Origin of the sequence: Microcoleus sp. Pol12B4, assembly GCF_036701385.1 — a bacterium.
Lineage (GTDB): Bacteria > Cyanobacteriota > Cyanobacteriia > Cyanobacteriales > Microcoleaceae > Microcoleus.
In genome coordinates this window covers 1-6,233 of sequence record NZ_JAUBQR010000308.1, presented here as the reverse complement: position 1 = coordinate 6,233, position 6,233 = coordinate 1, and the positions used below count along the sequence as shown (strand labels likewise).

The 6,233-nt window shown below is 44.2% G+C and carries 8 protein-coding genes and 1 pseudogene; 5 read left to right on the top strand and 4 right to left on the bottom strand.

Annotation, left to right across the window (positions count from 1 at the left end):
* The 5 genes and pseudogenes from QUA38_RS26910 to QUA38_RS26900 form a co-directional block, all read left to right on the top strand.
* Positions 1-153 (top strand): annotated as a pseudogene (locus tag QUA38_RS26910) (NAD(P)H-quinone oxidoreductase subunit H); the annotation flags it as partial.
* Between the two features lie 233 nt (positions 154-386).
* Positions 387-1,601, top strand: a complete 1,215-nt coding sequence (locus QUA38_RS26905; RefSeq protein WP_333167300.1) for a class I SAM-dependent methyltransferase — start codon at positions 387-389, stop codon at positions 1,599-1,601.
* 302 nt (positions 1,602-1,903) lie between these two features.
* A complete protein-coding gene (locus tag QUA38_RS29530) occupies positions 1,904-2,032 on the top strand; it encodes a DUF6766 family protein (RefSeq protein ID WP_445305111.1) in 129 nt (42 codons plus the stop codon).
* Positions 2,033-2,044: 12 nt separating this feature from the next.
* Positions 2,045-2,179, top strand: a complete 135-nt coding sequence (locus tag QUA38_RS29525) for a hypothetical protein (protein ID WP_445305110.1) — start codon at positions 2,045-2,047, stop codon at positions 2,177-2,179.
* Positions 2,180-2,456: 277 nt separating this feature from the next.
* Positions 2,457-2,690 carry a KGG domain-containing protein gene (locus QUA38_RS26900; RefSeq protein ID WP_333167299.1) on the top strand — a complete coding sequence of 78 codons (234 nt, stop codon included), beginning with the start codon at positions 2,457-2,459 and terminating at the stop codon, positions 2,688-2,690.
* A gap of 205 nt (positions 2,691-2,895) precedes the next feature.
* On the opposite strand, the gene QUA38_RS26895 is transcribed toward QUA38_RS26900, so the two are convergent.
* The 4 genes from QUA38_RS26895 to hisS all read right to left on the bottom strand — a co-directional run.
* Positions 2,896-3,063, bottom strand: coding sequence for a hypothetical protein (locus tag QUA38_RS26895; protein WP_333167297.1), 168 nt, complete (start codon positions 3,061-3,063; stop codon positions 2,896-2,898).
* Positions 3,064-3,107: 44 nt separating this feature from the next.
* Positions 3,108-4,208: a DNA cytosine methyltransferase gene (locus QUA38_RS26890; RefSeq protein ID WP_333167295.1), complete on the bottom strand. Its 1,101-nt coding sequence runs from the start codon at positions 4,206-4,208 to the stop codon at positions 3,108-3,110.
* Between the two features lie 118 nt (positions 4,209-4,326).
* The gene (locus QUA38_RS26885; RefSeq protein ID WP_333167293.1) at positions 4,327-5,097 is read right to left on the bottom strand and encodes a Uma2 family endonuclease; all 771 of its coding nucleotides are present in this window, start codon (positions 5,095-5,097) and stop codon (positions 4,327-4,329) included.
* A gap of 158 nt (positions 5,098-5,255) precedes the next feature.
* A partial coding sequence (gene hisS / locus QUA38_RS26880) for a histidine--tRNA ligase (protein ID WP_333167291.1) occupies positions 5,256-6,233 on the bottom strand: 978 nt, incomplete at its 5' end.

Below are 6,233 nucleotides of genomic sequence, written 5' to 3'. Positions count from 1 at the left end.
GATGATAATGTGTTTCCTTGGCGCTGGAAGATTCGGACTGGGGATTTTAATAATTTGCAGATTTTGCCTCACATTGTTCGGGGCGTGAAGATTGCCGATTTGGTGGCAATTTTGGGGAGTATCGACATTATTATGGGCTCGGTTGACAGGTAGGTTTTGTCGGTTTTTATCTGAGAATTTAACCCGGTTTTTTTATGGAACCGGGTTGATTTTTTTTGAACCGCAGATAAACGCGGATAGATATCGATTAATTTTGCTCTTAACGTAGCTAAAATGTACCTTGTTTCTCTCTTCTCTCTTCCTCTGTGTTCTCTGCGCCCTCTGCGGTTAATAAAAAAAATCTCTCCTTCACAAATGAAATAACATCAACTTTGATTCGATAAATTATGAAAGTTCAGCAGTCAGATATCAATGACAGTAACCCGGAACTCTGCGCTTTAATCTGCGAAAGAATTGCGGCAACTCCGCAGCAGCGAATTACTTTTGCTGAATATATGAATTTGGCATTATATCATCCGCACCACGGTTATTACAATAGCGATCGCCCGTCGATCGGCAAACAAGGCGATTTTATCACGTCGCCTCATTGGGGTGCTGATTTTGCGGAGGTTTTGGCAAAGCAGTTTGTGGAAATGTGGGAATTGCTCGATCGCCCTTTCAATTTCGCGATCGTAGAAATGGGCGCTGGGCGGGGAACTTTTGCAGCCAATGTGCTGCAATATCTGCAACTGCAACATCCCGACTTATTTAAAACTTTAACATACATAATTGTTGAAATTTCGTCAAGACTTCAAGCGGAACAACGCCAAAGCTTAAGTGAGATCGAGTGCATTAAGTGGTGCAATTGGGATGAGATAGTTAATGATTCAATTGTCGGTTGTTTCTTTTCTAACGAGTTAGTCGATGCTTTGCCCGTGCATCAATTTATTCTGGAAGAAGGGCAAGTTAGGGAGATTTACGTTGCCGCCGAAACTCCAAAAAATGAACAAGAAGAGATAAATTTTATAGAAGTAATTGGCGAAGTTTCCACGCCTAAAATTGCCGAATGTTTGGATTTGGTAAGCATCGATTTGTCGGCGAGTGTTTACGGGGATGGTTATCGCAGTGAGGTAAATTTGGCGGCTTTGGACTGGATGAGTACAGTTGCTCAAAAGTTGCAGCGGGGATATTTGTTAACTATTGATTACGGCTATCCGGCGCACCGTTATTACAATCCGAGGCGCAGGGAGGGGACGCTACAGTGTTATTATCTGCACCGATATCACAATAATCCTTACATTAATGTGGGGCGGCAAGATTTAACGGCTCATGTTAATTTTACAGCCCTAGAAAGGCAGGGTGAATTGTGCGGTTTGGAGGTGGTAGGGTTTACTCAGCAGGCTTTGTTTTTGATGGCGTTGGGTTTGGGCGATCGTATTGCTTCTCTATCAACAAATAATGCGGAAGTATTGAATATGGCAACGTTTTTGCGACGCCGGGAGGCTTTGCATCAATTGATCGATCCGATGGGTTTGGGGGGTTTTGGGGTTTTGGTGCAGTGTAAGGGGTTGAGGGAGGAGGAAAAGGGGAGAATATTGAAGGGTTTGATAGTGCCTGATTAATTATTTTGTTGAAATGTACGTGATCTGATCTTGAGGACCTATATAGGCTTCGCCTATGAAAACGTCGTCCTCCTCTGGCTAGATGATGATTCAGAAATTCTCCCCATAATCACGTTAGTTCGAGCAGACGTTGAGTATAAGGAATGATAAAGGCTCTACGCCGTAGGCTTTCGAGTAGGGTAAGCCCGATCGCACTTTATCCTTATCCCAGCCCTGTAGCAAAACCTCAACCCACTCCTATGGGAAGTTTTTTTCGAGAAAACAGCCTCAGCCTAATCATGTTCCGGCTGTGATTTTTCTCACTGGTAGGTCAAATCATCACGGGCGATCACGACTACAGTCAAGAATTAAAAGATCGCCAGCAGCCCCAGATTTGTGTTGTTGAGTATCTTGGAAGCAGTCAATTTATCCAAGCGTTCTTTGAAAACTAGGAGAGTGAGTTTCTGTCGATTGTCACACTTGCGGTTTGGTCTGTTTTCTGGCGCCACAAGGGTTCGCCCGAATCCAAACCAGCCGTGAAGCGAAGCTATCTTCCCGCAGGGGTTCCCGTTCCCGGTAGGGGTTCCCGTTCCCCGTAGGGTAGGGAATCGCCCGAATGACCAAACTGGAAAAGATTAACAAAGTCTTTTGGAGTGTTTAACTGCTACCTGAATTAGTAGAGCTAGGTAAAATAAATCGGTTTTGACAGCGACATCATCATTAGTTAAAAACTACTCTTTTAGGTAGAGGTATCCATATTTTTAGTTTTTTAGAATGACCTATAACTTGCAAGTAATTACTATCACTCAAACAGGTTTTGCAAGTTTTTTGACCTGTCAACCAACAGGAAAAAATAGAGTAAAAAGGAGTTGCATCATGACGGATAAAAGCAAGCGTGGATTCGCATCAATGGATGAGGATAAACAGCGGGAAATTGCCAGCCAAGGCGGAAAAGCTGCCCACGAACAAGGAACAGCACATGAGTTTACTTCCGAGGAAGCGAAAGAGGCTGGTCGCAAGGGTGGCGAAACAGTCAGCCAAGATCGGGAGCATATGTCAGATATCGGTCGCGAAGGTGGCAAAAGTTCTCGCAAAAAGGGAAATAAATAGTTGTTGAGTGCGTGTCCTGATTCTTTTCCAAGCGAGACTAGAAGTTTCAATCCGTATTGGAACTTCTAGTTTGGTGAGTTTTGGGGTTTTGGTGGACTGTAAGGGGTTGAGGGAGGATAAGGGAAGCATCTTGAAGGGTTTGATGGTGCGTTAAGTTAAGTTGAATCAGCAACGCGCACTCTTTTCCAATTACTTTTGTCATCCCTTAAGCGCATTGACTCAGTGGCGGAAATTCCCATTTTCCCGAATATAAAGTAGATGGTAGCTTTAAACAATAGGCCGCAGGAACCACCTCGAAGAACCACCAATTAAACATATCTCGTTGGGCTTCAGTAAAACCAGAAATAGCTTCTCCGGTAATGGCATCATACATACTGCCACATTTGAAATTAATTCCAAACTCTGCTAGGACACCTCTTATTCAGCCCATTTTAATCGTTCTTGAATTGACATACCCTGCAATTTTTTACTCATTTCATATAAATTCACTTTCGGATAATCCTCCTTAAATAAGGGAATCAAAGACTCCACAACAGCAGCGATTCCCTGTGGCGGCACTGCATTGCCAATCTGCCGCCGCACTTCAGTGGTAGAACCTTCAAAAACAAAATCATCGGGGAATGTTTGCAATCTTGCTCTTTCACGATTTGTCAAAGAACGCGGTTCTAAATAATGATAACCCCAAGTTCCGCCACCTCCACCAGCAATGATTGTTGAGGATGGTTTATCTGGATGAATTCGCCGATAAACGTGACTGATCATGCCTTTGACATAGTATGGACTATCCTTGGGAATATCAGAAAAATTGCCTCCCGGTTTAATTCGATTTAAAATTTCAACGGTGCGGGTCTGAATTTTATGATGTTTGTTATTGTCAAGAACTGCTTCCACATTTTTGAGTGCTTCGCCCGCAGTTCGATAAGGTTTTTTGCGATTTTGACCGTATTCTGGCTGAGGATGCACAAAGTTAAATCCTGTATCCATCCGAATGCCAACTAATAACACTCTTTGGCGAAATTGGGGAACTCCGTAATCAGCAAAGTTGTAGAGTTTAGGTTTAACTAAGTAGCCTGGTGCTATACTTTCAAAGTCAGAAATTATTTGTTTTATTGCTTGATAATTATTTGCACTTAATAAGCCTTTGACATTTTCTGCTACAAAAGCTTTGGGCTTTTTTTTGTTGACAAAATCGAGAAAGTATGTATATAAATTGCCTCTGGTTCCTTCAAGTCCGGGCCGCTTCCAAATCAGGGAGAAATCTTGACAGGGGAACCCTCCTATACATATTTCAGCTTCGGGAACTTGTGCAATGTCTATATTTTCTATGCTGTCGTTGATGATGACATCTGCAATGTTTCTGCTGAATGTTTTGCAGGCGTATGGATTGGAGTCGATCGCCCAAACTACTTCAAACCCCGCTTTGTGGAAGGGCAAGTCCATGCCGCCGCAACCTGAAAACAAGGAGATGAGTCGCGGTTTTTTTTCCCAATTTATGGGATCTAGACGTTCAATTAACATAGGACTGTAACGTGAGGCAATAGCGGGAAGGATGCCCGCGACACAAGAGTGTGATTATAGCAAATAGTCGTAAGGCGCGCACGGATCACCTTACTAAGACTCTATTTCGTTTCATGTTTCACTCTTCGTCATCTAATTCGATTCCCGCTTGACGCAATTTTTCTGCCAATCTTTCAGCGCGGAGTCGTTCGCGATCGGCCCGGTGGCGTTCTTGTTCTACTCTTTCTTCCGACCAAAGCAACAACTCGCCTTCTGCATCCCACCACCTCAACCAACAGCCTGTCCTTCCTTCGTGCGTTCCTTCCCAAATACCTAAAAATAGGTTTAATCCCGGTATCCAATAACGTCCGTTTTCATCAGGTTTTTGGAAGTTGTAGTGCTCTGATTCTAAAGCGTAAACTTCTAAATGAGCTGTTTTGGCTCGGAATATGACGTATCGGGGGACTTTGATTACTTGCTCGTAAAAATACCATTTTCCCACCCGCGAGGTAAATTCAACCGAGTATTCTTCTCCATAGGTTTCTGAAAGAAATTCCATCACGATTTGGGGGATGGTTCCTTCTGTGTGCGGCGTGTAACTGCGGCGGACTTGCGAGACGTTTTTTGGAGTGACGGGTTTCACGTACATCCAATCTGGCGCTTTGCAGATAATGCGCTGTTCGTCGCTGCTTGAACCTGGGAAACTTATGCCGGCACACAAGGCAAAGTTGGAAACAATTAAGGCATCCTGCATTAATTCAGGAAATGCTGTTAGCGGCTGGCGCAAAGCGGCGGCTAATAATGGTTGGCTTTCGTCTTCCACGGGGTCGTCTGGTAGTTGGAAATCTTCTGGTAGTAGCGGCCAGGTGATTGTGAGTTTTGTTTCTGGGTTTTTAGTTGCTACAGACATAGTTGATCGGAGGTTAAATGTTTTAATGTTTAAATTATATCTTTTGGTTTTTGGGATTCATGTTAATGGCTTAATGACGAGGCAGAGCCTCTGGATATGCGTTACCGGGCAGAGCCTGGTAACGAGGAGAAATCTAGACTGGGCTAAAACCGAGAGTTCTAAGGGTTGTTAATTTTCTTCTGTAGTTCGGTGGTCATTGCTAGTAGTTCTGATTGGGCGATCGCACTTTGTTCACCACTCGCCAACCACTTCAATTGTACCGTCTCGTTTTCAGCTTCCGCATCTCCCAAAACTAAACACGCAACTGCACCGCTTCTGTCGGCTCTTTTAAACTGTTTCCCGAAAGCACTAGCACTCAAATCTATCTCTACACTAAACCCGGCACTTCGCAATTTTTTAGCTAACAATACCGATTGCTGTTCTGCTTTTTCGCCCCTGGATACCAAATAAAAATCCAACTTTGGCACGGGCAAAGGTTGCAACTTTTGCAGCAGGATAATCAACCTTTCGATACCCATTGCCCAACCGACTGCCGCCGTATCTGGCCCGCCCAATTCCTTTACTAAACCGTCGTAGCGGCCGCCTCCGCAAACTGTTGCTTGCGCTCCCAAATCGTCGGATATAATTTCAAATGCGGTGTAGGTATAGTAATCTAAACCGCGCACTAATCTGGGATTTAACTGATAGCTAATTCCTAAATTTGTGAGCATAAGCTGCACTTGCTCGAAGTGCGATCGCGACTCCTCGCCCAAATATTCTAAAATGCTGGGCGCACCAGCTACAATTTCTTGAGTGCGCTGATTTTTGCTGTCCAAAATCCGCAGCGGATTGCGAGTCAAGCGGTCTTGAGAATCGGTGTCTAATTCATCTTTTTGCGGTGTAAAATAATCGATCAAAGCTTGCCGATAATTTTGTCTATCTTGCTTATTTCCTACAGAATTAATATCGAGGCGCAAATTCTTTAAACCGAGGGTTTGCAGGATGTCGCAGGCGATCGCAATTACCTCGACATCCGCACGAGGATTCGCACTCCCCAAGACTTCCACGCCAATTTGATTGAACTGCCGCTGTCTTCCTTCTTGCGCGCGTTCGTAGCGAAACATCGGCCCCGCATACCACAGACGCTGCACGTCACC